At 72.7% G+C, this 26,604-nt stretch carries 24 protein-coding genes; 17 read left to right on the top strand and 7 right to left on the bottom strand.

Features of this window, described 5'->3' with window-relative positions:
• Window positions 1–27: 27 nt before the first annotated feature.
• Both OG357_RS02840 and OG357_RS02835 read right to left on the bottom strand, forming a co-directional pair.
• Window positions 28–2,016: a flavin monoamine oxidase family protein gene (locus OG357_RS02840; protein ID WP_329619581.1), complete on the bottom strand. Its 1,989-nt coding sequence runs from the start codon at window positions 2,014–2,016 to the stop codon at window positions 28–30.
• 186 nt (window positions 2,017–2,202) lie between these two features.
• Entirely contained in the window at window positions 2,203–2,829 is a 627-nt protein-coding gene (locus OG357_RS02835; protein ID WP_329619580.1) for a PepSY domain-containing protein, read from the bottom strand.
• 111 nt (window positions 2,830–2,940) lie between these two features.
• On the opposite strand from OG357_RS02835, the gene OG357_RS02830 reads away from it, so the two are divergent.
• Both OG357_RS02830 and OG357_RS02825 read left to right on the top strand, forming a co-directional pair.
• Window positions 2,941–3,603 (top strand): response regulator transcription factor, encoded by a 663-nt coding sequence (locus OG357_RS02830; RefSeq protein ID WP_329619579.1) that lies wholly within the window; start codon window positions 2,941–2,943, stop codon window positions 3,601–3,603.
• On the top strand, window positions 3,600–5,072 hold the full coding sequence (locus OG357_RS02825; protein ID WP_329619578.1) for a sensor histidine kinase: 1,473 nt from the start codon (window positions 3,600–3,602) through the stop codon (window positions 5,070–5,072). The genes OG357_RS02830 and OG357_RS02825 overlap by 4 nt, the downstream gene beginning before the upstream one ends.
• Here the strand turns inward: OG357_RS02825 and helR are convergent.
• Complete coding sequence (helR, locus tag OG357_RS02820) at window positions 5,059–7,242, bottom strand: RNA polymerase recycling motor ATPase HelR (RefSeq protein ID WP_329619577.1); 2,184 nt, start codon at window positions 7,240–7,242, stop codon at window positions 5,059–5,061. The genes OG357_RS02825 and helR overlap by 14 nt on opposite strands.
• Before the next feature lie 185 nt (window positions 7,243–7,427).
• On the opposite strand from helR, the gene OG357_RS02815 reads away from it, so the two are divergent.
• The 5 genes from OG357_RS02815 to OG357_RS02795 all read left to right on the top strand — a co-directional run bounded on the left by OG357_RS02815 (window position 7,428) and on the right by OG357_RS02795 (window position 10,592).
• Window positions 7,428–7,910, top strand: a complete 483-nt coding sequence (locus OG357_RS02815) for a MarR family winged helix-turn-helix transcriptional regulator (RefSeq protein WP_329619576.1) — start codon at window positions 7,428–7,430, stop codon at window positions 7,908–7,910.
• Window positions 7,907–8,365: a MarR family transcriptional regulator gene (locus tag OG357_RS02810; RefSeq protein WP_329619575.1), complete on the top strand. Its 459-nt coding sequence runs from the start codon at window positions 7,907–7,909 to the stop codon at window positions 8,363–8,365. Before OG357_RS02815 ends, OG357_RS02810 begins: the two co-directional genes overlap by 4 nt.
• A gap of 139 nt (window positions 8,366–8,504) precedes the next feature.
• Window positions 8,505–9,761 (top strand): TerD family protein, encoded by a 1,257-nt coding sequence (locus tag OG357_RS02805; RefSeq protein ID WP_329619574.1) that lies wholly within the window; start codon window positions 8,505–8,507, stop codon window positions 9,759–9,761.
• A gap of 78 nt (window positions 9,762–9,839) precedes the next feature.
• Window positions 9,840–10,133, top strand: coding sequence for a hypothetical protein (locus OG357_RS02800; RefSeq protein ID WP_329619573.1), 294 nt, complete (start codon window positions 9,840–9,842; stop codon window positions 10,131–10,133).
• Between the two features lie 147 nt (window positions 10,134–10,280).
• Window positions 10,281–10,592: a hypothetical protein gene (locus OG357_RS02795; protein WP_329619572.1), complete on the top strand. Its 312-nt coding sequence runs from the start codon at window positions 10,281–10,283 to the stop codon at window positions 10,590–10,592.
• Between the two features lie 48 nt (window positions 10,593–10,640).
• Here the strand turns inward: OG357_RS02795 and OG357_RS02790 are convergent, their stop codons facing one another.
• From OG357_RS02790 to OG357_RS02780, 3 genes are all read right to left on the bottom strand, one after another.
• A complete protein-coding gene (locus OG357_RS02790) occupies window positions 10,641–11,408 on the bottom strand; it encodes a YqjF family protein (protein WP_329619571.1) in 768 nt (255 codons plus the stop codon).
• Window positions 11,409–11,466: 58 nt separating this feature from the next.
• Window positions 11,467–11,901, bottom strand: coding sequence for a PPOX class F420-dependent oxidoreductase (locus OG357_RS02785; RefSeq protein ID WP_329619570.1), 435 nt, complete (start codon window positions 11,899–11,901; stop codon window positions 11,467–11,469).
• A gap of 250 nt (window positions 11,902–12,151) precedes the next feature.
• Window positions 12,152–12,637, bottom strand: coding sequence for a VOC family protein (locus OG357_RS02780; protein ID WP_329619569.1), 486 nt, complete (start codon window positions 12,635–12,637; stop codon window positions 12,152–12,154).
• 315 nt (window positions 12,638–12,952) lie between these two features.
• On the opposite strand from OG357_RS02780, the gene OG357_RS02775 reads away from it, so the two are divergent.
• From OG357_RS02775 to OG357_RS02750, 6 genes are read left to right on the top strand one after another with little or no spacing between them, the layout of a single operon-like run.
• Window positions 12,953–14,182 (top strand): aminotransferase class V-fold PLP-dependent enzyme, encoded by a 1,230-nt coding sequence (locus tag OG357_RS02775; protein ID WP_329619568.1) that lies wholly within the window; start codon window positions 12,953–12,955, stop codon window positions 14,180–14,182.
• Window positions 14,167–15,501: an ABC transporter substrate-binding protein gene (locus OG357_RS02770; RefSeq protein WP_329619567.1), complete on the top strand. Its 1,335-nt coding sequence runs from the start codon at window positions 14,167–14,169 to the stop codon at window positions 15,499–15,501. The genes OG357_RS02775 and OG357_RS02770 overlap by 16 nt, the downstream gene beginning before the upstream one ends.
• 2 nt (window positions 15,502–15,503) lie before the next feature.
• Entirely contained in the window at window positions 15,504–16,493 is a 990-nt protein-coding gene (locus OG357_RS02765) for a carbohydrate ABC transporter permease (protein WP_329619566.1), read from the top strand.
• A complete protein-coding gene (locus tag OG357_RS02760) occupies window positions 16,490–17,305 on the top strand; it encodes a carbohydrate ABC transporter permease (protein ID WP_329619565.1) in 816 nt (271 codons plus the stop codon). Before OG357_RS02765 ends, OG357_RS02760 begins: the two co-directional genes overlap by 4 nt.
• A 5-nt stretch (window positions 17,306–17,310) precedes the next feature.
• Window positions 17,311–19,194: a glycoside hydrolase family 36 protein gene (locus OG357_RS02755; protein WP_329619564.1), complete on the top strand. Its 1,884-nt coding sequence runs from the start codon at window positions 17,311–17,313 to the stop codon at window positions 19,192–19,194.
• 59 nt (window positions 19,195–19,253) lie between these two features.
• Window positions 19,254–20,282, top strand: a complete 1,029-nt coding sequence (locus tag OG357_RS02750; protein WP_329619563.1) for a LacI family DNA-binding transcriptional regulator — start codon at window positions 19,254–19,256, stop codon at window positions 20,280–20,282.
• Between the two features lie 21 nt (window positions 20,283–20,303).
• On the opposite strand, the gene OG357_RS02745 is transcribed toward OG357_RS02750, so the two are convergent.
• Complete coding sequence (locus tag OG357_RS02745; protein WP_329619562.1) at window positions 20,304–21,131, bottom strand: amidohydrolase family protein; 828 nt, start codon at window positions 21,129–21,131, stop codon at window positions 20,304–20,306.
• A 233-nt stretch (window positions 21,132–21,364) separates the two neighbouring features.
• On the opposite strand from OG357_RS02745, the gene OG357_RS02740 reads away from it, so the two are divergent.
• From OG357_RS02740 to OG357_RS02725, 4 genes are all read left to right on the top strand, one after another.
• On the top strand, window positions 21,365–21,838 hold the full coding sequence (locus OG357_RS02740) for an ATP-binding protein (RefSeq protein ID WP_329619561.1): 474 nt from the start codon (window positions 21,365–21,367) through the stop codon (window positions 21,836–21,838).
• Between the two features lie 93 nt (window positions 21,839–21,931).
• Window positions 21,932–22,519 carry a type 1 glutamine amidotransferase domain-containing protein gene (locus OG357_RS02735; protein ID WP_329619560.1) on the top strand — a complete coding sequence of 196 codons (588 nt, stop codon included), beginning with the start codon at window positions 21,932–21,934 and terminating at the stop codon, window positions 22,517–22,519.
• A gap of 2 nt (window positions 22,520–22,521) precedes the next feature.
• A complete protein-coding gene (locus tag OG357_RS02730) occupies window positions 22,522–23,925 on the top strand; it encodes an FAD-dependent oxidoreductase (protein WP_329619559.1) in 1,404 nt (467 codons plus the stop codon).
• A 69-nt stretch (window positions 23,926–23,994) separates the two neighbouring features.
• Window positions 23,995–26,598 carry a bifunctional serine/threonine protein kinase/MFS transporter gene (locus tag OG357_RS02725; RefSeq protein ID WP_329619558.1) on the top strand — a complete coding sequence of 868 codons (2,604 nt, stop codon included), beginning with the start codon at window positions 23,995–23,997 and terminating at the stop codon, window positions 26,596–26,598.
• Window positions 26,599–26,604: the final 6 nt, after the last annotated feature.

The raw sequence follows: 26,604 nt of genomic DNA, 5'->3' as shown, positions 1-26,604 counted from the left end.
GGTGACCCTCACCCGGGGACCGGCCGGTCAGCCCGTGTGCACCTTCAGGGCCGTACGGACGGCGGACTCCAGGGCGCCCTCGATCCACGCGGGCTTGATCGACGTGTGGCACCCCGCGAAGTGGAGCGGCCCCTCGGACGTGGGGACGTCCGGGAACAGCTCGGTGTGCTGCCCCGGGAAGAGCACCGAGGCCTCCCCGTACGCGTAGTGGTCACGCATCCACGACTGGGTCCTGCACTTGTTGGTGAAGAAGACCTCGCAGCGGCGGCCGAAGACGGCCTGTACGCCGGCGAGCGCCCGCAGGTACCGCTCCTCGTCGGCGAACGCGTCCCACTTGAGGGCGTCGTCGGCCCAGCTGTAGGAGGCCAGCATGATGCCTCCGTCGCTGCCCTCCATGGGCGCCGCGTGCTCGAAGTACATGAAGCGGTTGGCGTTGTCGCTGACCGATCCGCCGCCCCGCACATGGGACGCCTCCGGTTCGCGGCCCGCGACCGGACGGAAGACGGAGAAGTACTCCTTCAGGCCGTCGGGGACCGTCACCCCCAGGTCCTTCACGGACCGGTGCGCGCCGAGGAAGTCGCCGTGGGCGACCCCGCCCGCCCGGTACCGCTCGTACAGCCCGTCCTCGATGGAGTCGAGCGCCTCCTTCCACTGCGCCTCGGTGAACTCCCACCAGCGCCGGGAGAACTCGAGCAGCACCTTGGTCGCCGCGTCGTAGTGCAGCTCCGTGATCGCCCGGCGCTTGCCGTAGGCCAGCGGAGGGTCGAAGGTCACGTGCCGCAGGCCGGAGAAGGGGACGGTGACGATCGCCTCGTCGCCCTCGAAGACCTCCGTGACGCCCTCCCCGCCGGTCTGCTGGTCCTCGGAGACGGTGTGCACCCGGACCTTGCCGCCGCGCCGCTCGATCCGTACGGCGCGCCTGTCGAGCCGCACCTTGCTCTTCACCGGCGCGTACAGCGCGTCGGCGAACAGCGCGGTGCCGCCCTTGATCTCCCAGAACTTCGTCTTCGGGTCGATCAGCGCGGCGGACAGGAAGCTGTGCATGAAGGAGAGGTGCAGCCGAGAGGTGAGGTTCTGGATGGTGCCGATGAGGTCGATGGTGCGGGTGTCCAGTTCGGCGACCTCGGTGAGGTACCGGTACATGGACCAGTGGCCGTACCTCCGGAGGATCTCGACCCAGCCGTCGACGAGGGCCGTCCCCTCCTTGTCCCGGACGAGCCGGCGCGCGGGTTCGAGGGCGTCCGCGAGGATGGTGGCGGCCGTCTTCGTCCGGTGGTCGCCCGTGACGCCGAAGGTGTCGTTGATCCTCGCCGGGTCCTTCTCGTAGTCGGCCCGGCGCATGTGGACGCCGTTGACGTGGATCCAGGTGCGGTTGGCCTGCTTCGCCGGATTCCCGACCTCCACGTCCACCAGGTAGAACTCCTGGCGCGGGAGGTCGAACTTCTCGATCAGCGCCATGAGGAGCGGGTGGCTCTCGGGCAGCCGCATCGCCCCTGCCTCGGCGTACTGCAGGGGGTCGGCGAAGGGCTGCTCCCCGTTCTCGTGTCCGCCCTTGCGGAACGTCTTGATGCGGCCGCCGACGCGGTTGCCGTTGGCCTCGATCACGACGACGTCGTGGCCGGCCCGGTTGAGCAGGTCGGCGGCGAGGAGTCCGGCCGGCCCGGCGCCGACGACCAGGACCCGCTTCGTGGCCTTCGCCCGGCGGGCGGGCAGGCCGTTCTCGACGATCCTCAGGTAGGCCGGGACGAGCGACTCGTCGTGCTCGTCGTAGACGGCGATGGCGCGGGCGACCGTGGCGTACGCCCGGGGGTCGGTGCCGGGCGGTGCGACGGCCGGGACGGCGGCGGGCACCGTCGAGGGAGCGGTGGCCGGGCTTAAAGCGGTCGCGGGCCCGGCCGAGGCGGCGGCGAGCCCGGCGGCGAGCGCCGAGGCACCCGTGGCCGTGACGACGGAGCGCCGTGAGGGAGTGCCGAGGGGAGTGTCGATGTCAGGAGTGTGCGTGTCGTGAGTATTCATCGCGCACACACTCGACGTACGGGCGTCCCATGGGCCAGCTCCTTCACACGGACGGGGAGCTAAACCACTCGTCTTGCTATATGACGGAGTCCCCTGGTCAACACCATGATCCGTCGTCCGCCGTGCGGGTGAGCGGCGGGTCGACGAGCCCGCCGACACGGGCGGTTGCCACGCCCGGCGCAGCGATCAGTCGTCGTCGCTGTCGTTGTGGTCGTCGTTGTCCGCGACGAGCGCGCCGGTCTTCACGTCGACGTTCCAGTCGTCTTCCGCCCCACCGGTCGGGCGGACGCTCACGTCCCAGCTCGTGGCGGGAGCGTCGTCCTCGTCGGTGAGCTCGACCGAGGTCACGAAGCCCTTCGCGGCGGCGGTCTGCGCCGCCTGGCGCGCGCTGACCTTCGCGTCCCTCACCGCGGCGTCTTCGCCGGCGTCGTCGGCGTCGTCGGTGTCATCGCGGTCGGTGTCCGTGCCGAGGACACGGCCCGACACCGGGTCGATGTGCACGGTGTGGGTGGTGGAGCCCTTGGCGCCGAGCACCACGACCTCCCAGTCGTCGTCGTTCTCGTCCGCGTCGTCGTCGAGTTCGGCGGAGACCACGGTGCCGGGGCGGGCCTTCACGGCGGCGTCGATCGCCTGGACGGCGGTGATCCGAGCCCCCCGCTCGGACTCACGGCCCCCGTCGTCGTCCCGGTCCAGCGCCGCACGGGCCTGCTGGACCGGCGCGGACTCGGTGCCGCCGGCCGCGAGGGCGACCGCGGTGCCGCCGGTGACCAGGGCGACCGCGGTGGCGGTGGCGATCACGAGTTTGCGCTTCATGAGGTTCCTTCCGTCGTCCGATGCGATGGCCCCACTCTGCGGAACCCATGCTGAAGCGGTGCTGAAGCCACCTGAAGGCGGCTTCAGCTTCCGTTTGCGAAGCTGGTGCGCATGCGGCTGCTGATCGTGGAAGACGAAAGACGCCTCGCCCTGTCCCTGGCGAAGGGCCTGCGGGCCGAGGGCTTCGCCGTGGACGTCGTCCACGACGGGCTCGAAGGCCTGCACCAGGCGTCCGCCGAACCGTACGACCTGGTGGTGCTCGACATCATGCTGCCCGGCATGAACGGCTACCGCGTCTGCGCCACCCTCCGCGCCGCGGGCAACGACGTCCCGATCCTGATGCTCACCGCCAAGGACGGCGAGTACGACGAGGCCGAGGGCCTCGACACGGGCGCCGACGACTACCTCACCAAACCGTTCTCGTACGTCGTCCTCGTCGCCCGGATCCGGGCGCTCCTGCGCCGCAGGACCGGAGCCGGCGGCTCGCCGGTGCTGGACCTCGGCACGCTGAGGGTCGAGACCACCGCGCGCAGGGTCTTCCGCGAGGGGACGGAGGTCCCGCTCGCGGCGAAGGAGTTCGCCGTCCTGGAGCAGCTCGCCGTACGTGCAGGGGAGGTCGTCTCCAAGAGCGAGATCCTCGCCCACGTCTGGGACTTCGCCTACGAAGGCGACCCGAACATCGTCGAGGTGTACGTCAGGACGCTGCGCCGCAAACTCGGCGCCGACCTGATCCGTACCGTCCGCGGAGCCGGCTACCGCCTGGAGGCGCAGTGAGCCGCCGGCGCCCCTTCGGCTCCGTCCGGGCGAAGGCGACCCTCGGCGCGACCCTGGTCGTCGCCGTCGCCCTGATCGCGGCGGGCATCGCCGTCCTCCTCGCGCTCCGCAGCAACCTCGGCGGGCAGGCCGACGCCGAGGCCGACGCCGCCGCGCGCCGGGTCGCGTCCCAGATCGCGGCGGGCACCCCGTACGCGGAGCTCGAACTGCCCGATGCCGAGGACCACCCCGTCCAGGTCGTCGACCGGGACGGCCGGCTGCTCGCGGTGAGCGAGGACCTGGAGGCGATCAGCGGCACCGGCGTCCCCGGTGTCACCCCGGCGCCGAGCCCCGGCACAGGCCGCGATGACGACGACGACGCGGACGACCCCGAAGCCGGCAGCGTCGGCGAGACCACCTGGCACGGCGAGGGCCGCGCCACCGTCGACGGTGAGGACGCCACGTACCGGTTCAGCCAGGTCGAGGCCACGGACCCGCGCGACGAGACCGTGCTCGTCTATGCCGGGGCGTCCCTCGCGGGCCGCCAGTCCACCGTCGGCACGGCGGCCGTCGCGATGATGACCGGACTGCCCCTCCTCCTCGGCGTGGTGGCCGTCGTGACCTGGCTCGTGACCCGCCGCGCCCTGCGGCCCGTCGAGGACATCCGTCGCGAGATGGCCGCGATCACCGCCTCCGCCGACCTGAGCAGACGGGTCCCGGAGCCCGTCAGCGGTGACGAGGTCGCCCGGCTGGCCCGTACGACCAACGAGACGCTCACCGCCCTCGAAGCCTCCGTGGAACGCCAGCGCAGGTTCGTCGCCGACGCCTCCCACGAACTGCGCAGCCCGATCGCCAGCCTGCGCACCCAGCTGGAGGTCGCGGCGGCCCACCCCGACCTGCTCGACCTGCCCGGCGCCGTGGAGGACACCGTCCGGCTCCAGCACCTCGCCGCCGACCTGCTCCTCCTCGCCCGCCTGGACGCCGGGGAGCGGCCGGGCGACGGGCGGGTGGACCTGGGGGAGCTGCTGGCCGGGGAGGTCGCCCAGCGGACCGGCGACCGGATCCGCGTACGGGTCGAGGCCGGAGCAGGAGCCGTCGCGCTCGAACCCGGAGTCGAAGCCGACGCCGGGGCGGTCGTCTCCGGCTCCCGGCAGCAGCTCGCCCGGGTGATCGGCAACCTCCTCGACAACGCCCAGCGGCACGCGGACACCCGGATCACCGCCACCGTAGGCGTGACGGACGGCGGTGTCCTGCTGCGCGTGGACGACGACGGCCCCGGCGTCCCCGAGGCCGAACGCGACCGCGTCTTCGAGCGCTTCGTCCGCCTCGACGACGCCAGGACCCGGGACGACGGCGGCGCGGGTCTCGGCCTCGCCATCGCCCGCGACGTGGCCCGCCGCCACGGCGGGGACCTGACCGTCGGACAGGCCCCCGGCGGCGGCGCGCGCTTCACGCTCCGCCTGCCGCCCGCCGGCCTCAGGAGCTCGTGAGGATGACGAGCCGCTGGGTCGCCCGGGTCATGGCGACATAGCGGTCGACCGCGCCCTCGATGCCCTCGCCGTACGTCTCGGGATCGACGAGGACGACCAGGTCGAACTCCAGCCCCTTCGACAACTGAGGGGTCAGCGACCGCACGCGGGCCGTCGCAGGGAAGGTGGGGTCACCGATGACGCAGGCGATCCCATCGGCGTTCTCGGCGAGCCAGGTGCCGAGCACCGAGTCGAGCTCCGCGAGGGACCCGTGGACGACCGGGATGCCGCTGCTGCGGATAGAGCTCGGCACGTTGGCGTCGGGCAGCGCGGCCCGGATCACCGGCTCGGCCTCCGTCATGACCTCCTCCGGCGTCCGGTAGTTGACGCTGAGCGACGCCACGTCGATACGGTCGATCCCGACCCGCTCCAGCCGCTCCCGCCACGACTCGGTGAACCCGTGCCTGGCCTGCGCGCGGTCACCGACGATGGTGAAGCTCCGCGACGGGCAGCGGATCAGCAGCATCTGCCACTCCGCGTCGGTCAGCTCCTGCGCCTCGTCCACGACGACGTGCGCGAACGGCCCGGCCAGCGGGTCCACGTCGGCGCCGGGCAGCGCGGTCCCGTCGATCAGGCTGTCCTGGAGGTCACGGCCGCGCAGCATGGTCACCGCACCCTCGCCGTCGGCATCGGCCTCGACGATGTCGCTGATGACGCCGGCCATGCGCTCGCGCTCGGCGGCGACGGTGGCGTCGTGCCGGCGCTTGCGCTGCGACGCCTTCGGGTCGCCGAGCCGCTGCCGTGCCGCGTCGAGCAGCGGCAGGTCCGACACCGTCCAGGCGTGCGGGTCCTCGCGCCGCAGCGTCCGGACCTCGTCGCGGTCGAGCCAGGGAGCACACATCCGCAGGTAGGCCGGGACCGTCCACAGGTCGCCGACGACGTCGGCGGGTTCGAGGAGCGGCCACGCGCGATGGAGCGTGCCGACCAGCTCCTTGTCGTGCAGCAGCGCCCTGCGGAACTGCTCGGGCGACACGGCGTCACCGCCGTCCCCGTCGCCGCCCGCGTGCCCGTCCGCGTCGAACTTGTCCCACAGGATCGTGGCCAGCTCCTCCCAGATCAGGTCCCGTGCCTCGTTGTGCGGAGTGCTGGGCCCCGGCGCCTGGAACGCCTCGACCCATTCCTCCGCGCTCAGCCACATCTCCGCCCACGGCGTGGTGACCGGCATCCCCTCGGCCGGCGGATCCTCGTAGAAGCGGACGGCCTTCTCGATCGCCTTCACCATGTCCGCGGACGACTTCAGGCGGGCGACCTCCGCGTCGGCCTCGCCCGGCGCCGAAGCCCCCTCGGGGACGAGGTCCCGCAGGGTGCACGTCCGCACGCCCTCCTCGCCGAGGCTGGGGAGGACGTCGGCGACGTACGCCAGGTACGGGTCGTGGGGGCCGACGAAGAGCACACCGCCACGACGGTGACCGAGACGGGGGTCGGAGTAGAGGAGATAGGCGGAGCGGTGGAGCGCGACGACGGTCTTGCCCGTACCGGGGCCGCCGTCGACGACGAGAGCGCCGCGGGATCCCGCACGGATGATGGCGTCCTGGTCGGACTGGATGGTGCCGAGGACGTCACGCATCCGGGCCGAGCGGTTGTTGCCGAGGCTCGCGATGAAGGCCGACTGGTCGTCGAGGGCGGCGTGCCCGACGAACGCGTCCTGGGTGAACACCTCGTCCCAGTAGTCGCTGATCCGGCCGCCGGTCCAGCGGTACCTGCGGCGGCTCGCGAGACCCATCGGGTTGCCGTGGGTCGCGCCGAAGAACGGCTCGGCCGCGGGGGAGCGCCAGTCGATGAGCAGCCGGCGCCCCGAACTGTCGGTGAGACCGAGCCGCCCGACGTACAGGGGCTCGGAACCGTCCGCGGCGACCATGTGCCCGAGACACAGGTCCAGGCCGAAGCGGCGCAGCGCGCGCAGGCGTGCGGTCAGCCGGTGGACCTCCAAGTCCCGCTCCATCGCCTCACGGCCGACGCCGCCGGGGGCCTTCAGCTCGGCGTCGAGCCGGTCGGACAGTTCGGCGATCACCTGGTCGAGGCTTTCCGCGATGTCCGCGAAGTGCTTCTCGTCACCGGCGATCAGCGCCGGGTCGGCCTTGGGGGAGAGTCGGTCGGGAAGGTCGAACGCGCTGGTGATCAGGGGGGTCATGTCGAGGATTCTGAGGTATCACCGGGGCCTTGCCGCAAGCCCCCCTGTGCGCTATAAGTTGTAAGTGGCAAGGAGTGCGTACGTCCTCTTGCCGCCCCTCCCACCCCCTCTTCCGCACCACCCGCCGCGCACATCGGCGAGAAAATAGTAGCCATGGACATAGTAGCTATGTACTGTATCTCGATGTGAGCAGAGCAACTGAGGGCGCCACGGCGGGATTTCTGGTCTGGCGTCTGTCGATGAAGTGGCGGGTCGCCGTCGACCGGGCGGTCGCACCGCTGGGCCTGACCCATGCGCAGTACGCGCTGATGGCCTCGCTGTACGGCATGGCGCGCTCCGGGCTCCGGCCCAGCCAGCGCCGCCTCGCCGACCACACGGGGCTCGAAGCGCTCTACGTGTCCAAGCTGGCCCGCGCCCTGGAGACCGCAGGGCTCGTCGCCCGCACCCGGGACCCGGACGACCCGCGCGCCGTGCAGCTGTCGCTCACCGAGGAGGGGCACGACGTCACGCGCCGCGCCATCACGGTGGTCCAGGGCCTCCTCGACCAGTTGCTGGAGCCGCTCGGGGGACAGGACGGCCCGCGCACACGGCAGTTCACCCGCGAGCTGGCGACCCTGCTCGACGTACCCCTTGATCCGCACACCGAGAACGACGAGGAGCAGTCATGACCACCACACCCATCACCCCCGCGCCGACGGCCAACGGCCGGACCGTCGCCCTGGCCTTCTTCGCCGCGCGCGCCGTCCTGGAGGGCGTGCTGACCCGCCACGGTCTTACGTACCACCAGAGCGTGACCATCCGGGCCGTCGTGGCCGCGGGCGGGTCCATCGCCCGTGACGCGCTCGTCGCCGACGTCAACGACTCGCTGAAGACCGACGAGTCGCTCGTACGCGGTGTCGTCGACGAGCTGACCGCCGGCACACTGCTGGAAGAGGACCCGGCGGACCCGTCCCGGCTGAGGCTCACGGAGGCCGGACGGGAGCTGGACGAAACCACCTCCGCCGAGTCCGCCGAGGTCTCCGCCAGGCTGTACGCCGGCATTCCGGCCGAGGACCTCGCGGTCGCGGGCCGCGTGCTGACCCTGGTCACGGAGCGCGCCAACGCCGAGCTCGCCGGAGCCTGACCCACCGGCCCCGCCGACGAGGGGCCTTGCCTCGCGGGCGCCCTCGAATGCAGGATCGCTCTGTGATCGACAAGGGTGGGGACACGAGGGGAAGGGCCGCCGAGCCGTGGGGTCGATGATCAAGGGAGGCAATGGCTTCGTGCCGTCCGTCCCGCTGCGGATCGCCGTACGGGGCGGCGGCGTGGACGCGATGGCCCTGCTGCTCACGGAGGCCGGGGCGGTGGGAGGTGACGGAGACGTCGTCTTCCACGGGGCGCCGCTGCATCCGTCCGGGGCGGTGCGGCTGACGGAGCCGGGCGACGGCACGGCGTGGCTGGACGTCGGCCTCACCGCGGTCGAGGACCGGATCGCCCGTGTCCTGGTGGTCGGGTCGACGGGGAACGGCGTCACGATGCGGGACGTCGCCGGGCTGTCGGTGGAGGCGTTCGCCCCCGACGGCACATCGGTCGCGCGGTACGACGTGACGGACGGCGCCGGAGAGACGGCGATGGTGCTGGCGGAGCTGTACCGGCGGGCGGGCGGCTGGAAGTTCCGCGCGGTGGGCCAGGGATACGCGAACGGCCTCGCGGGGCTGGCCAGGGACCACGGCGTGGACGTGGCACAGCCGGTCGCGCCAGCGGTGGCGGTGGCGGTGCCGGTGTCAGTGCTGCCACTGCCCCCGCAGGCCCCGCAGGCCCCACTGCCCCCGCAGGCCCTGCAGGTACCGCAGGCACCGCCCGCGCCGGCCTTCGCGCTTCCTCCTCTGCCGCCGACGCCCCCCGTCGTACCGGCGGCCGTTCCCGTCGCGGCGGACCGGCAGCCGTCGTACGGACCCGTCTGGTCGTACGGGCCCGTCTTCGCGCCGTACACACAGACCGGCCGGGACAACGACGTGATCACCGTGAGTGGGCTCCCGCCGGGGCCGGTCGTCGTTCAGCTCGACGTACGGGGCGACGGGTACACCGGCCTGACGGTCCTCGACCGGCGGAACAAGGAGACGGACAACCTCGTCAACAGCACCGAGGACGACTTCCGGGGCCGGGTGCTCGCCACCGTCCCCGGGAACGGGCCTCTCCGTATGAGGCTGGAGGCGGAAGGGCCGTGGCGGGTGGAGGTGTCGCCGCTGGCGGCGGCCCTCCGTCTGACGGAGGAGGAGGTGGAGTTCCGCGGCCCCGAGGTACTGCTGCACACGGGGGGAGCGGCCGACCTCGCCATCCGCTACCGCGGCGACGACAACCTCATCGTGAACATCTACGAACTCGCCGCTCACGACGACCACACCGCCCTGCCCGAGGACGAGAACGTCGTCAACGAGATCGGCGAGCGGCGCGAGACCGTTCCGCTGCCCGAGGGGCCGCTCGTGGTGCAGTTCGAAGCGGCGGACGGCCCGTGGCGGGCGCGCCTGAAGCGGATATAGCGGAGAGGGGACCCCCGTTCGGGCGGTGGGAGCGGGGCGGGGCCGTGTCCGTCGGCACGTCGCTCCGTTGTGAGGGGTATGACCTCAACACGACGTATTTCCTCGGTCCTGGCCGTCGCCGCCGCCTTCTCGTGCCTCGGCGCGTCGGCGGCGCAGGCCGTCGTCCCCACCAGCCCGCTCGGCCCGCCCATCAACCCGATCAGCGAGCTCGACGCCGTCGCGACGACCGGCATCCCCGAGGAGTCCCGCGGCCAGTTCCCCGGCATCGCGGGCCAGCTGGGCGGCCTCAACGGCCTGAACGAGCTGGGCCAGATCCGCCAGCTCACCGACCTGGCGGCCCCGGTCACCGGCGTGCTCCCCGAGATCTCCTGACCGACCGCCCCCGCCGCCGGACCGGCACCGTGCAGTACCTCCCTGCACGGTGCCGACGGCCGGGGCAACCCCGTCTGTCCGTCGGGAGTCTCACGGAGCAGGAACGGTCCTGCGCCGAGGGCCGGCGGTCGTGTTCAGGGGGAAGCAGTGACCTTCGACGAGAACGAACCCGAGGACGTCCGCGAGAGGCGTTTCGCCGACGAGCGCGCGAGGCGTCGGGCCCGGCGCAATTCGACGCCGATCGACCTGCGGGGAGCCCACATCGGCGTGGCCGTCGTGATCGGCGCGCTGCTCCTTCTCGCGTGGTTCGGAGAGCTTCTCGCGCTGGGTGTCGTGGGTGGAATCTTCCTGCTCTGGTTCGCCATCGCCCTCACCTGGGTCCACGCCGACGGAGGCAGGGGCCGGCACGCGTTCCAGCGTGCGTACGGCGCCACCTTCGGCTGGGGCGACGGGCTCTGAGCGATCCGGACGTCGGTGTCGAACACGGTGAGGACGTCCGTCAGCCGCTCATGGCGTGGGGATGCCGCCAGGGCGTCGGGCCGGGCGGCCGAACTCCACGGGGACGCCGGGCGAGTACAGCACGCTCACGGGCACACCGGCCGGCCGGGGGAGCCCCGCCGATTCCACCAAGTCCTCCTCGCACGCGAGGAGTTCCGCGCGGTGGAGCGGCCAGCGCGGGTGTGCGTTCGGGAGGTAGAGCGACCGTCCGAAGAAGGCGGTGTGCATGCCCCAGCGGGCCGTCAGGAAGTGTTCGAGCTCCGTGGGGGCCTCGACGCGCTCCCCGACCCGCAGCACGATCCGGCTGTGCGCGCCGCGCGGCCCCGGCAGGCGCCGGCTGCTGGTGTACGTGACGGTGGCGCCGTCATGGCGGACGGCCATCCTCGACCACACGTACGGCAGCCGGAACAGGGCCCGTCCGAAGGCGACGGGAACGAGTCGCGAGGCGTCGAGCGAACGGAACACCACCCCGCGGCGGCCCCGCGCGTCCACCGAGTAGAGACGGACGTTCGTCTCGGGAAAGCTGCCCAGGTAGGGGACGCCGGGCAGGCGGAACCATCCGACCCGGTGCATCCGGAAGGCGACGAGCCCGACGTACGTCACACCGTTCAGGGTGTCCGGAACGGTCCCGGCCGGCAGCAGCGGGGCGACCACGTCGCGGTCGACGGGCCAGTGGAGGAAGGCCAGGTCGAGCCAGGACTGGGTCAGGAGGGGATTCGGCGGGGCATGGGGTGAGTCCGGGGTGATGGGTTCCGGGGCGGGCGGCGCGAGCGTCACGCCGAAAGGATGGCAGAGCCCCGGCCCGGCCCCGAAGGGGGCCCCTACCGGGCCGGGCTCATGCCCCGGGTGCGCCCTGGGGGAGTGGTTCGACGCCGACGACGCGTCGGATCCTCGTCGGCTCGATCAGCGCGACCACCCGCCGCTCGCCCGGGATGACCCATTCGTACCGCTCGGTGCCGAGGTACTTGGCCGCCAGTCGGTCCATGTTCCGGTCCGCCTCCGCACCCTCGACGAACCGCACGACCCGGCCGCGGATCTGGACGCGGTCGAAGGGGTCGGCCCGGTCGGCCTGCGACAGGGACACGCGCGGATCACGGCGGAGATTGCGCTCCTTGACGCGTCCCACGGCGGTGTTGAAGAAGACGAGGTCACCGTCGAGGCCGACCCACATCGGGCTGACATGAGGCGCTCCGTCGGCGTCGACGGTCGCGACGTACCAGAGGTGCGGGGCCTCGATCCGCGCGCGGATGTCCGGGGTGAGCACAGTCATGGCAGCGTCCTGCCCAGTGGTGCGGGGCGTCATGCACCGGGTCGACGCCCCGGAGCCCGGGGCGTCGACCCGTCCGCCCGTACGCCGTGCCGGGCGTCGAGCTCGGCGGCCGTGATGTGACAGTTCGCGTCCGGGTGCGCCTCGACGGCGCCGGGGAGAGCGGGGCGCCGCCCGGGTGTCCGGCCCTGCTTCAGTCGGGCAGGTCCCGGCGGGGCGGGGGCGCTGAGCCGCCCCCGCCCGGGGCGGTCGTTCAGGCGGCGTCGGACGGGGGCTGCATCGACTGCATGGCCTTCTTCGCCCGCTGCTCCATCTCCTCCTCGGGAACGTCCTCCACGTGCGTGGCGAGGTTCCAGCGGTGGCCGAAGGGGTCCTCGAGCTGCCCGGTGCGGTCGCCGTAGAACTCGTCCTTGACCGGGGAGAGTTCCTTGGCGCCCTGGGCGAGGGCCTTGGCGAAGACCGCGTCGACGTCCTCCACGTAGACGTGCAGGGTGACGGGTGTGCCGCCGACCGCCTTGGGTGAGCGGAACCCCATGTCGGGGAACTCGTCCGCGAGCATGATGACCGAGTTGCCGAGGGACAGCTCGGCGTGGCCGATCGTGCCTCCGGGCGCCGGCATGCGCATGCGCTCGACGGCGCCGAACGCGGACACGTAGAAGTCGATCGCGGCCGCGGCTCCGTCGACGCAGAGGTACGGCGTGACGCGCGGGTATCCCTCGGGGATGGGCTGGACAGCCACTGGTTCTCCCACCTTTCCGGTTTCCCGGACAGTGACGGTCACGGGCGACCGTCGCCTGTGGCCATGGATAGCCCGAACCCCGGGGCATCCCTCGGCGCCGCGCGCCGCCCCGGGGCGGGTTCCCCCGAAGAGCGGCGGTCCGCCTCGTCCAACCTCTTGCCGAGGCGACCTCGGCTCTCTAATGTGAACCTTCAAATTCAGGGAAGATCATGCAGACGGCGTCTTGAGGAACATATTTTGAACGATCAAATTCATCCCCGGGCACCCGAGGCCGCCACCCACGCGGCTTCCGGTCCTGCCCCCGCCCGTGGCCCGATGGCGGGCTACCTCGATCACGCCAGGGTCGGCCCGCTCTCCCGCCGGGCCTCCGCGGCCCTCGCCACCGCGACCGACCTGGCCACCCGCGCGGACCCTGCCGACCTCGACCGGCTGTTCGCCCTCAGCGACGCCGCACGGACCTCGGCGGCCCGGCTCCTCGGCGCCCACCCCCACGAGATCGCCCTCTCCCCGTCCACCAGCAACGGCCTGTTCACCGTGGCCGCCGGCCTCCAGGGCCCCGGCACCGTCCTGGTGCCCCGCGGGGAATTCCCCGCCAACGTCTACCCGTGGCTGCGGTTCGCCGGACGAGGCGGCCCGGACGTCCGCCTCGTCGACCCGGACGGGCAGCGCCACATCACCCCCGACCTGCTGCGCCGGAACCTCACCCCCGAGGTCACCGCACTCACGGTCAGCGCCGTCGACTCCCTCACCGGGCACGTCGCACCGCTCGCCGCCCTCAAGGAAGTCCTCGGCCCGGACCGCCTCCTGATCGTCGACGCCATCCAGGGACTCGGCGCCGTACCGCTCGAAGCGGACGCCGCCGACGTCCTCGTCGGCGGCGGCCAGAAGTGGCTACGGGCAGGCTGGGGCGCCGCGCTGCTGCTGATCCGCGACCGGTGCGCCGAGCGCGTCGCCCCCGGGCTCGGCGGCTGGGCCGGTGTCTCGGAGCCCTTCGCGGCGCGGCACCCCGCGCCCCCGCTGCCCGGGGCCGCGGCCCACCTCGCCACCAACCCGGACTTCCCGGCCGCCGCCGCCATCGGCGCGGCCGTCGACGAGCTGCTCGCCGAGGGCGGCCCGGCCGCCACGGGCGCCCGGATCAGGGCCATCCTCGCCGAGCTCCTCGACAGGGCCCGGCAGGCCGGCGCCGAGATCCTGCTCGACGGGCTCGGCCACCGGGAACGCGCCGGAATCGGCACCTTCCGTCTCCCGGGTCACGACCCCGTGACCGTCCACCGCACTCTCGAAGCGGCCGGTGTGATCACCACGCGCCGCGACGAGTGGATCCGCCTCTCTCCCCATGTCTCCACCCCGGCCGTCGCGGTGGATCTGTTCGCGGACGCGCTGCACGCGCTGACCGGCCGGACCCGGACGGTCGCCGACACCACCCCCCGCACCGCCACCGACACCACCCCCCGCACCGTCACCGACACCACCCCCTGCACCGTCACCGACACCACCCCCTGCACCGACACCCTCACCCAGGAGCCGACATGTCCCACCAGCTGAGCCGCCGCCAGATGCTTCACCTCGCCACCGCCTCCGCCGCCGGATTCGGCCTGGCCGCCTGCGGCGGCGGCGGATCGGGCACCGACACCGCCGGCGCCGACGGCGACAGCGGGAAGATCACCGTCTGGAGCTGGACCTCCGCGGCGGAGGCCCTGCGCGGAGTCGTCCCCTCCTTCGAGCGGGACAACCCGGACATCACGGTGGAGATCCAGGACGTCGGCGAACCGGCCATCTGGGACAAGATCACCGTCGGCCTCGCCTCGGGCGGCAAGGGCCTCGCCGACGTCCTCCACATCGGCGTCGACTACCTGCCCGGATACCTGGCGAAGTTCCCTGAGGGCATCGCCGACCTGTCCCGGCTCGGCGCCGACAAGCACAAGGACGCCTTCGTCGAAGGCCTGTGGCCTACCGTCATAGGCAAGGACAGAGCCGTCCACGCCCTGCCCTGGGAAGTCAACCCCCTCGGGCTGTTCTACCGCCACGACTTCTTCGAGAAGGCCGACGTCGACCCCGCCTCCATCAGCAGCTGGGACGACCTGATCGCCGCCGGACCGAAGATCCGCGCCGCCACCGGCGCCCAGCTGATCGGGCTCGACAAGCCCGGCACCACCCAGGACATGGACTTCTTCCAGAACCTGATGCAGCTCCAGGGCGCCTTCTACTTCGACCAGGAAGGCAAGGTCACCCTCGCCTCCCCGGAGGCGATCAAGGCCCTCACCGTCATCAAGCGGCTCAACGACGGCGGCCTGCTCGCCGACACCGCGGGCCAGGGCACCTGGAAGCGGCTGATCAGCCAGGGGAAACTCGCCACCGCGCCCGAGGCCGCCTGGGCCGTGGGATACATGGCCGAGAAGTTCCCCGCCCAGAGCGGCAAGTGGCGCGTCATGCAGCCGCCGGCCGCCGTCCCCGGCGGAGGCCGCAGCGTCATCGTCAACTCCACCTACCTCGCGGTCTCGAACACCAGCAAGCGCCGCAAGGCGGCCTGGCGCTTCATCGAGCACGCGCTGACCAAGCCCGCCGAGATCAACCGCATGTACTCCTCCGGCAGCGTCTTCCCCGCCCTCAAGGCGGCCTACGCGGACCCGATGTTCAACGCGCCCCACCCCTTCTACGGCGGCCAGCGCGTGCTGAAGTCCCTCGTCGACTCGCTCTCCTCCGGATCCGAGGCGACCAACTTCACCAGCGACTACAGCCGGGCCCTCAAGCTCGCCAGCGACGCCCAGAGCCAGGTGCTGCTCAAGGGCGCCGACCCGGCCGGCGCCCTCAAGGCGGCCGCCGCTCAGCTCGCCCAGCAGACCGGCCGGCAGCAGGCAGCCTGACCATGTCCCTCGCACCTCCCGAACCCGCCCGCACGACCGGGACCGTTGCCGCCACCACCAACGGCGGCGCCGGCACCCCTCCCGGCCGCCGCGCCACCCCGCGCCCCGGCCGGGCCCGCCCCGGCCGCCGCCGGCTGCTGACGCGCGACTCCGTCCCGTACCTGCTGATCATGCCCGCCGTGCTGGGCTTCGCGATCTTCAAGGCGTACCCGATCGCCGCCTCGTTCTGGATCAGCCTCACCACCGGGAACGGCGACGCCCGGCAGTTCACCGGACTCGCCAACTACCGGCGCCTCATCGACGATCCGCTGTTCTGGACCGCGCTCAAGAACACCGCCCTGATCCTGGTCGTCCAGGTCCCGCTGATGCTCGGCCTCGCCCTGCTCGTCGCCCTGGGCCTCAACTCCACCAAGGTCTGGCTGCGCCCGCTCTGGCGGCTCGGCGTCTTCGTCCCGTCGCTGACGGGCCTGGTCGCCGCCGGCGTGATGTTCTCCGTGATCCTCAACCGCGACGCCGGACTCCTGAACTGGGTCCTCTCCTTCTTCGGCATCGACCCGGTGAACTGGCTCGGCAGCCCCTTCTGGGCCCGCGTCGGCGTCGTCCTCGTCATCACCTGGCACTACACCGGCTACAACGCGGTGATGTACCTCGCCGGTCTCCAGGGCATCCCCAAGGAGCTGTACGAGGCCGCGATGGTCGACGGCGCCGGACCGGTCCGCCGCTTCTTCTCCATCACCCTGCCCCAGATGCGGCCGATCCTCCTCCTCACGGTGGTGCTCTCCACCATCGGCACGCTGCAACTCTTCGACGAGCCGTACGTCCTCACCGGCGGCGGCCCCGACAACGCCACCCTGACGGTCACCATGTACCTCTACAACAACGGCTTCAAGTACTTCGACTTCGGCTACGCCTCGGCCCTCGCCTACGCGCTCGCGCTGATCGTGTCCGTCCTCGGCATCCTCCAGGTCCGCCTGATGGGAGAGCGCCGATGAAGTCCCGCGGCCCCCTGCTCACCCTGCTGCTCGCCGGTGCCTTCGGGCTCTGCGTCGGCCCCTTCTACTGGCTCGCCATGGCCGCCACCCAGGACGACAAGGACGTCTTCTCCTGGCCGCCGAAGCTGCTGCCCGGCGGCCACCTCATGGAGAACCTCCAGGGCCTCCAGGAGTCCATCGGCCTGACCCGCGTCCTCTTCAACACCGTCCTGGTGGCAGGCCTCCAGACCATCGGCGCGGTCGTCGTCTCCGTCCTCGCCGGCTACGCCTTCGCCAAGTTCGACTTCCGCGGACGCAACCTCTTCTTCGTCCTGCTGCTCAGCACCCTCGTCATCCCCGACACGGTGATGCTGATCCCGATCTTCCAGATGATGATGGACCTGGGCCTGATCGACTCCTACGAGTCCGTCATCCTGCCCGGCCTCGTCACGCCGTTCGGCATCTTCCTGATGCGGCAGGCGCTGCGGTCCATGCCCGACGAACTCCTCGACGCCGCCCGCGTCGACGGCGCCGGCGAACTGCGGGTGCTGTGGCGGATCGTCATCCCGGTCAACCGGCCGATCATCGCGGCGCTCGCGCTGTTCGTCTTCCTCGGCGGCTGGAACCAGTTCGTCTGGCCGCTGATCGCGCTCCGCAGCCCCGAGATGTACACGCTGCCCGTGGCCACCGCCACCCTCCAGGGCCTGTCCACGACCAACTACGCGCAGGTCCTGCTCGCCAGCGCCATCGCCGCCATCCCCGTCATGGCCCTCTTCCTCATCCTGCAACGCCAGTTCATCTCCGGCCTGCTGGCCGGTGCCACCAAGGAGTGACCCCCGTGACCACCGCACCACCGAACGCCGCTCCCGAGGACGCCGAGGGCGACGCCGCTCCGCAACAGCCCGTCCCCGCCTGGCGCCCCAACGCGGCGGCCGACGACATCCCCGGCACCGTCGCCCACCGGCAGCTCGCCACCGGCCTGCTCCACTCCACCGGGGCCCCGCTCACCGTCCACCTCACCGGCCTCGGCGGCGACGCGTGGCAGTCCGCCGTCACCCGGGTCGACCACGGCGTGGCCCTGATCGAGGTCACGGCGACGGAGGCCGTCACCCTCCGCGCCGAATGGCGCGTCCCCTGCGTCGGGGCCACCGCCTACTGGACCCCGGACACCAACGCCTCCCGCTGGCTGCCGCAGTCCTGGATCGTCCCCCGGACCGTCTCGCTCGCCCTCGGCGCCCCCGTCGCGAGCCTGATCGGCACCGGCGACCGCGCCCTGTGCACCGCCGCCGCCGGAGAGACCGCCGCACCCGTGCGCGCCGGAGCCGGTGTGGTCGAGGAGAGCGGCGAGTTCGCCTTCACCGTCGAGCAGGAACTCACCCCCGACGGCCCGCCGTTGCGGCTGCGCATCGATCTCAGTGGCCGGCACTTCGCGACCACCCTGCACGCGGTCACCGACTGGTGGGCCGAGGGCGTGGAGCACCCCGGCGTCGCCCCCGCCGCGCGGATGCCCGCGTACTCCACCTGGTACAGCCTCCACCAGAACCTCGACGCCGAAGTCGTCGAACGCCAGGCCGCCCTCTCCGCCGGCCTCGGCATCGAGAGCATCATCGTCGACGACGGCTGGCAGACCGCCGACCGCACCCGCGGCTACGGCCACTGCGGCGACTGGGAGCCCAACACGACGGCCTTCCCCGACCTCGCCGGCCACGTCGCCGAGGTCCACCGGCTCGGCCTCGCCTACCTCCTCTGGTACGCGGTGCCGTTCATCGGCCGGCACAACGACGCCTGGGACCGCTTCAAGGGAGTCGTCCTGCGCGAGGTGCCGCAGCTCGACGCGGCCGTGCTCGACCCCCGCCACCCCGAGGTCCGCGCCTACCTCATCGAGAAGATCTCCCGCTCCGTCGAGGAGTGGGACATGGACGGCGTGAAGCTCGACTTCATCGACCTCTTCGCCTACGCCGACCCGCCACCCCCGCCCGCCGGCGCGGACCACGACACCGTCCACGAAGGCGTACGCCGGCTGCTCGCCGACCTCGACGCCCGGCTGCGCCGCACCCGGCCCGACGTCATCGTCGAGCACCGCCAGCCGTACGTCAGCCCCGGCCTCTGGCCGTACGCCACCATGGTCCGCACCGTCGACTGCCCGCTCAGCCCCGCCGAGAACCGCCAGCGCATCATCGACTGCCGGCTCACCGCGGGACCGCTCGCCGTGCACGCCGACATGATCATGTGGAACTCCGCCGAGACCCCCGAGGCGGTGGCCGTCCACCTCCTCAACGCCCTGTTCTCGGTGCCGCAGATCTCCGTCGACCTCACCGCGCAGACCCCCGACCAGCTCGCCACCCTGCGCTTCTGGCTCGACGTCTTCCGCCGCCACGCCGGCGTCCTCCAGCTCGGCTCCCTGGAACCCTCCCGCCCGGACCTCGGCTACCCCCAGGTCCGCGCCGGCGACGACCGCACCACGGTGGTCGCCCGCTACGCGCCGCTCCCCGTCGCCCTCCCGGACCGGGACGGCACGGACGGCCCCGGGACACTCCTCGTCGCCAACGCGGACGACGACCCGCTGGTGCTCCTCACGGCCACCCGGCCGGAACGGGCCCTCGCCCTCGTACAGGACTGCCGTGGTGAGATCCTGTCCGAGACCGTGCTCGACCTCGTCGCCGGGGTGAACCCGGTGACCGTGCCGACCGGCGGCCTGCTCACCCTGACCCGCGAGCACTGACCATCGGCGGGCCGGGGGCGGCCGCCCCCAGCCCGCCGACCACCGGACACAGAGGAACGATGACCGCTCGACAGGTGACCATCGAGGACGTCGCACGCACGGCGGGCGTCTCCCGGCAGACCGTCTCGAACGCCCTCAACGCCCCCCACCGGCTCCGCGCCACCACCCTCGCCCGGGTCACCGCCGCCATCGACGAACTCGGCTACCAGCCCGACCAGTCCGCCCGCAGTCTGCGCACCGGCACCCGCAAGGTCATCGGGTATCCCGCACCCGCCGACAACCCCGCCGACCCCAACCCCCTGATGGGCGGCTTCCTCCAGGCACTCGTGAGCGCCGCCGACGCCGTCGGCCACCGCATCCTGCTGTTCCGCTGCGACCCCGAGCAGGGCGCCGGCGCGGTCGCCAAGTCCTTCCACGGGCTGATCGCGGCCCGCCAGGTCGACGGGTTCGTCCTCTCCGACGTCATCCACGACGACCCCCGCGTCGACGTGCTCGCCGAGGCCGGCTTCCCGTTCGCCGCCTTCGGTCGCACCGCCCCCGGCCGCCCGCAGAACTGGGTGGACATCGACTCGGCCGCCGCCACCGCCGCCCTGGTCGGCCTCCTCCTCGACCAGGGCCACCGCAGGATCTGTTACGTCAACTCCGCCGCCTCCCTGCCCTGGCTCGCCGACCGCCGGGCCGGCCTGCTCCAGGCCGCGGCCGCCGCGCCCGACGGCGCCTTCGAGGTCGGCGTCCCCGATGACGACCCGGCCGCCCTCTCCCACGCACTCCAGCGCCTGCTCGTCGGCCCCGACCGGCCGACGGCCCTGGTCTGCGCGAACGACTGGCTCGCCCTGACCGCCTACCAGGCCGTCCGGGCCGCCGGCCTCACGATCGGCGCCGACGTCGCCGTCACCGGCTTCAACGACATGCCGCTCTGTACGGTGCTCCAGCCCGCCCTCACCAGCATGCGGATGCCCCTGTCGCGCATCGCCCACGCCCTGGTCGACCGGCTGATCACCGCCGTCGAGGACCCCGCCGCCACCCCGACGAGCGGTCTGCTGCTCCCGGCGGAGCCGGTCGTACGCGGGAGCACGCCGGAGCGGTAGGGGTCAGAGGTGTCCGGTGGATCATGGCCCGGCGGCCGTGGCGGGCACGCGGTAGAACGCGGCGGCGTTGCCCCACAGCACGGCGTCGAGATGGTCCTCGCCGACGGTCCGGGCGACCAGGGCGAGGTCGGCGTCGGTGAACGGGCGGCGGGCGCGGGTGGAGGGCAGGTCGGTGCCGACCATGAGGGCGGTGGGGTCGGTCCTCACGATGGCGTTCATGGTCTCGGCGGGGTCGAGGTCGACGCGCCCGAACCCCGTGGCCTTGACCTTGACGCCCCGCTCGACCAGGGCCAGCAGGTGGGGGAGCCCGTCGCGGTGCAGGCCGAGGTGGTCGATGCTGACGGCGGGCAGAGCGGCCAGGGCCGTGGCCAGGTCCGGCAGGTCCCGGGCGTCGATGTAGAGCTCGGTGTGCCAGCCGGCGATGTCGTGGACGCGGCGGGCCAGGCGGTCCAGCTGGTCGAGCGTGGCCGATCCGCCGCGGCGGACGTTGAAACGCACCGCGCGCACGCCCGCGGCGTCGAGGCCGGTGATCTCCTCGTCCGTGACGGTGGCCGGGACCTGGGTGACGCCGACGAAGGCGGGGCCGAGCGCGGCCAGGGCGGCGCGGAGATACTCCTGGTCGAAGCCCTGGAAGGAACCCGAGACGACCGCGCCGCCGTGGACGGCGAGTCCGGAGACGCGCTCCCGGTACTGCTCGACGGTGAAGGCGGGCGGCAGATAGCCGTCGTTCTCGATCAGGGTGAAGCGGGGGTCGACGATGTGGAGATGGGCGTCGAAGACGGGGCGCCGCGGGGGAGTGCTCGCCGCCGCGCTCGCCGGGGTGGCGGCCGGCTCGGAGATCGGTCGCATACGGTCTTCCGTCCTCGTCCTCGTCGTCGTACGTGTCCCGGGTATGTGTATCAGCCCGGGAGCGCGGGAGCCCGGGAGCCTGGGGCCGTTCCTTGAGCTTCTGCTGGGCCCGTGCCCGATTCCCGCCGGTTCCTTCGCGGGATGTTCGTCATCACGGAGTCCGGGCAGTCGCCCAGGGGAGGAGAGGCCGAGAGAGGCGCTCTCCGAGCGTGGTCACGAAGGTGGCGGGATCCATGGCCGAGAGCGCTGACTGCCATCAGGAGCAGGTGCGAAGGCTGGTGCTGTACGGGACGCGGGGCGTGGTGTCGCGGTGCCGGGATTTCACCGTCGAGGCGTTGGCCGACTGGGGCTGGATTCCTGCCGAGAGCGAGGAGGCCGGGGAGCGGGTGGAGGACGTGCTGCTCCTGGTGTCGGAGGTGGTCACCAACGCGTGTCTGCACGCGGGTGGTCCGGAGGAGTTGGTGCTGCGGCACGGGGGCGGCCGGTTGCGGGTGGAGGTGGCGGACGCGAGTGCCGAGCATCCGCGTGCCCTGGTGGGCCGCTCGCCCGCGCTGCCCGGTGGGCACGGTCTGATGGTGCTGGAGCGGCTGGCCGGAGCCTGGGGCAGCGAGGAGAATGGGCCGGGGGGCGTGGGCAAGGTGGTGTGGGTGGAGGTCGGTCATCCGTCCCGCGCGCCGTGGCGCCGTCCTGGAGCAGGCCGGTTCTGAGTGCGCCGAGGACGGTCCGGCGTCCAGGTGGTTCGACACGGATCCGCCGGGAAGCCGCACGGGTAGGACCGGGCCGCGAGAGAGGAACGCATCGTGTCGCTCGACGGCAAGCACGTCCTCGTTCTCACGACGAACTACGGCACGGAGCAGACGGAGCTGGAGAGGCCCATGGCCGTGCTGCGGGAGGCGGGAGCCAAGGTCACGGTCGCCGCCCGGAAGGAGTCGGCCATCCACACCGTGGTCTCGGACCGCCGGCCGGGCGCTGACGTACGGCCGGACACCACCATGGCCGGTGTCACGGCGGACGGCTTCGACGCCGTGATCGTGCCCGGCGGCACTGTGAACGCCGACCGGTTGCGCACCGACGGCGAGGCGCTCCGTCTCGTCTCGGCCTTCGCCGCGGCCGGCAAACCGGTGGCCGCCATCTGTCACGGGCCGTGGCTCCTGGTGGAGAGCGGCCTGGCCAGGGACCGCGAGCTGACCTCGTACCCGTCGCTCCGGACCGACGTGGAGAACGCGGGCGGCCGCTGGCTCGACCGGGAGGTCGTCGTCGACACCAGCGGAGGCCATGCCCTGATCACCTCCCGCAGACCGGGCGACCTCGACGCCTTCGCGGCGGCGATCGTCCAGGCGCTCGACGCCGAAGCGAAGCACGCCGTCGCCGACCGTCGCGAGGAGTGACCATGGGCCGCACCGGAAGCTCGTACTGGACGGAGTCGGCGCCGCCCCGGTCCGCCGCCCCACCGCTGGAGGGCGACGCCGCCGCCGACGTGGTCGTCGTCGGCGCCGGGATCGCCGGGCTGAGCACCGCCCACGAGCTGTCCCGCGCCGGGCGCGACGTCCTGGTGCTGGAAGCCGACCGGATCGCGGCCGGAGTGACCGGGCACAGCACCGGCAAGCTGACCTCCCTGCACGGGCTGCGGTACGCCCGCCTGCGCCGCCACCGTGGCGCTTCGGCGGCGATGGACTACGCCGACGCCCAGGAGGACGCCCTGCGGCACGTGGTGCGGCTCTGCGCGGAGCTGGGGATCGACGCGGAGCTCGAACGCCGCCCGGCGTACACCTACACCCTCGACGAGGCGGGCGCCGAGGAGATCCAGGCGGAGGCGTCGGCCGCCTACGAGGCCGGCCTGCGGGCCGACGCGGTGACCGACACCGGCCTTCCGTACCCGGTCGCCGCGGCCGTCCGGGTCGAGGACCAGCTCCAGTTCCACCCGGGCCGCTTCCTGCTCGGCCTGGCGGACGACCTGATCGCCCGGGGCGTCCGGGTCCACGAGGGAACCCGCGTCACGGGGCTGCGGGAAGTCGCCGAATGCCGTCTCGCGCTGGAGGGCGGAGGCGCGGTCCACGCCCGTGACGTCGTCCTGGCCACCCACTTCCCGCTCCGCTGCCACAGCAGCCTGCTGATACGGCTCTCGGTGCGCCGCGAGCTCGTCGTCGCCGCCCCCGTCGAGGAACGCCACGCCCCGTACGGCATGTACGTGACCACCGACGACGGCATCCGGTCGGTGCGGACCGCCCCGCTCGGCGAGGGGCGGCGGCTCCTGATCGTCGCGGGCGAGGCGTACGAGCCGGGGAGCGATGGGGTACGCGAGCGGTTCGCGCGCCTGGAGGCCTGGGCGCGCGACCACCTGCCGGGCTTCGCCGACGCGCCGTCGGTCCACCGATGGGCGGCCCAGGACGTCCATACGTCCGACGGCATGCCCTGTGTCGGCCATGAGCACCCCGACACCCAACACGTCTACGTCGCGACCGGGTTCGGCGGATGGGGGCTCAGCAACGGCGTCGCCGCGGGCAGCCTGCTCACCGCCCATCTGACCGGCGCGCCCCGCCCGGCGTGGACGGAGCTCGTCGATCCGCGCCGGAGGCTGCCCGTCCACGAGGTGCCCGAAGTCGCACGACGCCAGTCCACGGTGGCCCACCACTACGCGGCCGGCTTCCGGACCGGTCGGCGCTGCACGCACATGGGCTGCGAGCTGGGCTTCAACGAGGCGGAGGAGACCTGGGAGTGCCCCTGCCACGGATCACGCTTCGCGCGGGACGGCACGGTGCTCCAGGGCCCGGCCACCCGTGCGCTGGAGGACTGACACCCGCCTGGGCGCCGGGTTCCCCGGAGGCGCGCGACGCGCCTCGGTCACCTCAACTATGTTACTGGCGTGGACCAGTTGATCACCGAAGACCCGGCACAGATAGGCCCCTACCGACTCATCGGCCGCCTCGGGGCCGGCGGGATGGGGTTGGTGTACCTCGGACGGTCGGAAGCCGGGCGGACGGTCGCCGTGAAGGTGGTGCAGGCCGAGCACGCCCAACACCCCGAGTTCCGCAGGCGCTTCACGCGCGAGGTGGAGGCGGCGCGACGGGTGGGAGGGGAGTGGACCGCGGCCGTGCTCGACGCCGACACCCAGGCGCCGGTGCCGTGGGTGGCCACCCAGTACATCCCCGGACCCGACCTGACCACCGTCGTCGCCCGGGACTTCGGACCGCTGCCCGAGCACTCGGTCCGGGTCCTCGCCCACCGACTCGCCGTCGCCCTGCGGTCCGTGCACGCGGCGGGCCTGATCCACCGGGACCTCAAGCCGTCCAACGTGCTCGTGACGGTCGACGGACCGCGCGTGATCGACTTCGGCATCGCGCGGGCCATGGACACCCTCGCAGGGGACAGCCTGCACACCCGCACCGGCATGCTGATCGGTTCTCCCGGCTTCATGTCGCCCGAGCAGGTGCGCGGGCTCGAACTCACCCCGGCCAGCGACGTGTTCTGCCTGGGGGCCGTCCTCGTGTACGCCGCCACGGGCCGCCTCCTCTTCGGTGCCGCGGAGACCGGGCTGAACGCGCACCTCTTCCGCGTCGCGGAGGAGGAGCCGGACCTGACCGGCGTACCGGAGTCGCTCGCCGGCCTCGTGCGGGAGTGCCTGGACAAGGATCCGGCGCGGCGGCCGACGCCCGTCGAGGTGGCGGCCCGTACGGAATCGGATGGTGCCGACGAGTGGCTGCCCGGCTCCGTGCTCGCACAACTCGGGCGGCACGCGGCGCTGTTGCTCGACTTCGCCCCGGAGCAGCGGGACACGCCGGTGGATCCCCGGATCCCGGCGCAGCACCAGCCCGCCGCGTCACCGACGCCTCCCGCCTACGCGCCGACGACCCCGGTGGGCGGCCACCCGGCTCCGCCGGGCTTCGGGCCGCCTCCCGGCTTCGCCCCGGGAGCCTGGTCGCCGCCTGCCTTCCCTCCCGATGCGACGGGACCGTCCCCGAGGCGGTGGTGGGGACTGGCGGCGGCGGTGCCGGCTCAGCTCCTGGTCGTGATCGGTGCGGCGCTCACGAGCGCGGCCGCCCCGTCGATCCAGCAGGATCTGGACATCCCCGCCGGCAGCCTGAACCCGCTGTTCCTCGCCTACGGACTGGCCTTCGGCGGACTGCTGCTGCTCGGCGGGCACCTCACCGATCTCCTCGGCCGCAAAAGGGCGTTGCTGATCGGACTGGCCGGATTCGCCGCGGCCACCGCGCTCGGCGGCTCGGCAGGCACCACCGGTATGCTCGTCGGGGCCCAGGCCGTGCAGGGCGGGTTCGCCGCGCTGCTCTCGGCGTCCGCCCTGGCCCTGGTGATCGGGGGGTTCGCCGATCCCAGGGAGCGCGGCAGGGCCTTCGGACTCTACGCCGTGACCGTCGGCGGCGGGCTGATGATCGGGATCTTCACGAGCGGTTGGCTGATCGACCTCACGGGCTGGCGCGTGTGTCTGTACGTCCTCTCCGCGCTCGCCGGGATGGTGGCTCTCGTCGCGAGCCGCCTGGAGCACGACCGGTCGGCCCGCACTCCCGTCCGGCTCGACGCACCGGGCGTCCTGCTCGGCACCGGGGCGCTGGCCGCCCTCGTCTACGGCCTCGACAGGGCCGCCGGTGCGATGGGGAGCGCCGATGGGGGCGGTTGGACCGACCCCCTGGCCGTGGCCCTCCTTGTGGTCGGTGCCGTGCTGTCCGTCTCCTTCGCGTGGTGGCAGACCCGAACGAGCGCGCCCCTCGTCCCGGCGTACGTCATCAAGGACCGGCAGACCCTCGGCTCGCTCCTCGCGCTCGCCCTCGCAGGCATCAGCACCCTGGTCGTGTTCCTGATCGTCCACCGGTACATGCTGGGCGCCCTCGGCTCCACCCAAGGCGAGATCACCAAGGCCCTGCTGCCCCTGGCGGGCGCGGTCCTGCTCGGTTCCACCCAGATCGCCGCCCGCCTCCAGCACCGCCTGGCGCCCCGCCACCTGATCGTCCCCGGCCTGCTGCTCGCGTCGGCCGGAACGGCGCTCCTGACCCGCCTCGACGGCGACAGCTCGTACACCGGCGGCATCCTGCCCGGCCTGCTCCTCGTCGGTCTCGGTCTCGGACTGGCCTGCGGGCCGCTCCTCTCGACCGGGACTGGCGCGACGGCGGCCCGCGAGCGCTCGGGCGCGACCGCGGCGATGGTCCTCACCGCCCACCATCTCGGCGGCTGGGCCGCCTCGCCGCTGATGGGCGGCGTCTTCGCCTGGGCGATCACGGACCGGCTGGACGGCGTGACGGGCCTTCCGGAGCCCTTGGCCGAGGCGGTGAAGGGCGGCATCCTGCTCGGCGGGCAGGGCATGCCGGATTCCGTGGCCGAGGCAGTCAGGCAGACGGACGCGGCGGTGCTCGGCGGCTACTCCGTCGCCTTGTGGTGTGCGGCCGGCCTCCTGCTCCTCGCGAGCCTCCTCGCGGGACTGCTGATCACGGCGCCCACCCCCGAACGGGTCCGCTAGCGGACC

The sequence above is a fragment of the Streptomyces sp. NBC_01255 genome (genome assembly GCF_036226445.1).
Taxonomy (GTDB): domain Bacteria; phylum Actinomycetota; class Actinomycetes; order Streptomycetales; family Streptomycetaceae; genus Streptomyces.
This window is presented reverse-complemented; position numbering and strand designations above follow the sequence as displayed.

Excerpts from the sequence above, each read along its gene's own strand:
- OG357_RS02840 (WP_329619581.1), bottom strand. The coding sequence starts at position 2,016 with ATGAATACTCACGACACGCACACTCCTGACATCGACACTCCCCTCGGC.
- OG357_RS02835 (WP_329619580.1), bottom strand. The coding sequence starts at position 2,829 with ATGAAGCGCAAACTCGTGATCGCCACCGCCACCGCGGTCGCCCTGGTC.
- OG357_RS02830 (WP_329619579.1), top strand. The coding sequence starts at position 2,941 with ATGCGGCTGCTGATCGTGGAAGACGAAAGACGCCTCGCCCTGTCCCTG.
- helR (WP_329619577.1), bottom strand. The coding sequence starts at position 7,242 with ATGACCCCCCTGATCACCAGCGCGTTCGACCTTCCCGACCGACTCTCC.
- OG357_RS02810 (WP_329619575.1), top strand. The coding sequence starts at position 7,907 with ATGACCACCACACCCATCACCCCCGCGCCGACGGCCAACGGCCGGACC.
- OG357_RS02800 (WP_329619573.1), top strand. The coding sequence starts at position 9,840 with ATGACCTCAACACGACGTATTTCCTCGGTCCTGGCCGTCGCCGCCGCC.
- OG357_RS02785 (WP_329619570.1), bottom strand. The coding sequence starts at position 11,901 with ATGACTGTGCTCACCCCGGACATCCGCGCGCGGATCGAGGCCCCGCAC.
- OG357_RS02775 (WP_329619568.1), top strand. The coding sequence starts at position 12,953 with ATGGCGGGCTACCTCGATCACGCCAGGGTCGGCCCGCTCTCCCGCCGG.
- OG357_RS02770 (WP_329619567.1), top strand. The coding sequence starts at position 14,167 with ATGTCCCACCAGCTGAGCCGCCGCCAGATGCTTCACCTCGCCACCGCC.
- OG357_RS02765 (WP_329619566.1), top strand. The coding sequence starts at position 15,504 with ATGTCCCTCGCACCTCCCGAACCCGCCCGCACGACCGGGACCGTTGCC.
- OG357_RS02760 (WP_329619565.1), top strand. The coding sequence starts at position 16,490 with ATGAAGTCCCGCGGCCCCCTGCTCACCCTGCTGCTCGCCGGTGCCTTC.
- OG357_RS02750 (WP_329619563.1), top strand. The coding sequence starts at position 19,254 with ATGACCGCTCGACAGGTGACCATCGAGGACGTCGCACGCACGGCGGGC.
- OG357_RS02745 (WP_329619562.1), bottom strand. The coding sequence starts at position 21,131 with ATGCGACCGATCTCCGAGCCGGCCGCCACCCCGGCGAGCGCGGCGGCG.
- OG357_RS02740 (WP_329619561.1), top strand. The coding sequence starts at position 21,365 with ATGGCCGAGAGCGCTGACTGCCATCAGGAGCAGGTGCGAAGGCTGGTG.
- OG357_RS02730 (WP_329619559.1), top strand. The coding sequence starts at position 22,522 with ATGGGCCGCACCGGAAGCTCGTACTGGACGGAGTCGGCGCCGCCCCGG.